This is a genomic window from Okeania hirsuta, from assembly GCF_003838195.1.
Taxonomy (GTDB): domain Bacteria; phylum Cyanobacteriota; class Cyanobacteriia; order Cyanobacteriales; family Microcoleaceae; genus Okeania; species Okeania hirsuta.
Genome location: NZ_RCBY01000558.1, coordinates 1 through 1,644, shown reverse-complemented (window position 1 = coordinate 1,644; position 1,644 = coordinate 1). Strand labels below are relative to the sequence as shown.

At 43.6% G+C, this 1,644-nt stretch carries 2 protein-coding genes; both read right to left on the bottom strand.

Annotation, left to right across the window (positions count from 1 at the left end; translation table 11 throughout):
* Positions 1-980: leucyl aminopeptidase family protein (locus D5R40_RS32820; RefSeq protein WP_124155876.1), on the bottom strand; the 980-nt coding region annotated here is incomplete at its 3' end.
* Between the two features lie 169 nt (positions 981-1,149).
* A partial coding sequence (locus D5R40_RS32815) for an alpha/beta hydrolase (protein WP_134239675.1) occupies positions 1,150-1,644 on the bottom strand: 495 nt, incomplete at its 5' end.

Here is a 1,644-nt window from a genome sequence, read left to right as displayed (position 1 = left end):
ATCACGTCACTCGGCTTAACGGCTTTAGCATCAACACTATTTTCGGTGGCAGGTACAATACCAATTAGATGAACTGGCAATTTCAGTTTAGCGGCTACTTCTAAGGTACCGAAAACTGCCGCAGCCCCTCCCATGTCACTCTTCATGTAGTGCATATTCATGGAAGGTTTAATAGATAGACCTCCGGTATCAAAAGTCACGCCCTTACCCACCAATCCAATCTTCTTATAGTCTCCAGGACCTTCCGGCTTGTATTCCATAATAATGAAGGCAGCTGGGTGTTCACTAACACGATTCACTGCTAAGAGCGCATCAAGACCAGTGGCAGTGATCTTTTCCTGATCGAAAACCTGGACATCATAACCAAATTTCTTTCCTGACTCCAATGCCCAACTAGCCAAATCAGAAGGCAGCTTCTTGTTGCTAGGAGCATTTACCATATCAAGAATCCCCATTTGTGTATAGGCCATTCTCTTTCCTCGAACTGCTGCCGCTTCGCAAGTCTTCACCAATTTTTCCTCTACTTCGACATGCACATCAGCGTCCGCCTCTGAAAGCGGATGTACCTTACCGTCCTTGGACTTAAAACGCCCAATCTGATAAGTACCCAATACTAGTCCATTTGCTGCGGCCTCTACCCATCTGGGCAACTCAGCCTGATCCTGGCAATGCTTCCAACTCAAGCCCAGTAGCTTACCAAACTTACTTTGATGTTTGCTCGAAAAACTACGGAATACCTTTAGAACATCGGCAAACTTGGGATTCTTCCCAAGTCCCAATAAGTAGATGCTCCTTTCTTCTGTATATAGCACCTGAACTTCTCCCCGTTCTGCCTTATAATTAGCTTGCAGACGCTTGGCGGAAACTCCACCTTGATCGGCAATACTTTGTAATGTTTGTTCAAGTTGATCGGTTGAGAGAATGGGTAAGATGAGATGTTCAATCTCAGCATTTAGGGAATAGGATAGTTTGATGTGCATTAATCATTTTGCTTTTGGAGTGAAGAGGTATAACTGCATAGGGTCAGTGTTTCTGGCTTTACTTTAGAGCTATCACCATACTTTTGATTAGGTAGGAGCACAGTGAACTCCATGTCAACAGTTTTTGGGTCAGCCACATCGACCGCAACAAGGGGCGATCTAAGCGTATCTAATTATGCTTTATTTTCTTCACTTGATTTATTAAAAATAACCAAGCTATAGCTTTAGGGAATTCCCTTCCCCATCGGGCTTCGTTATGATGGCCATTGGGGTCAATTGAGAGATCAAATTCAACATTAGCTGCTGATCCCTGATTTTGTATGGCCTGTTGAAATTTCTTTATGTTCGGAACCATAGTGTTGCTTTCACCTTCTCCAGCATAGATATAAACTCGAGTATCATGAGCCTCCTCTAAGTTGATGGCATGAAAGTGAATATTCGGGGCAGCCCAAAGTGAGGGCGAAAAAATCAGCAATCTTCCATAAACCTCAGGATACATTAAGCCGGCATATATACTGATTAAACCTCCCATGGAACTACCTCCAATTCCGGTATGTGTACGGTCTGGTATCGTTCTAAAGTGCTTATCTACGTAGGGCTTTAGGGTATCAGCTAGGAAACGAACGTATTTCTTTCCTTCACCTTTCCCTAAATTCCCTCCTGT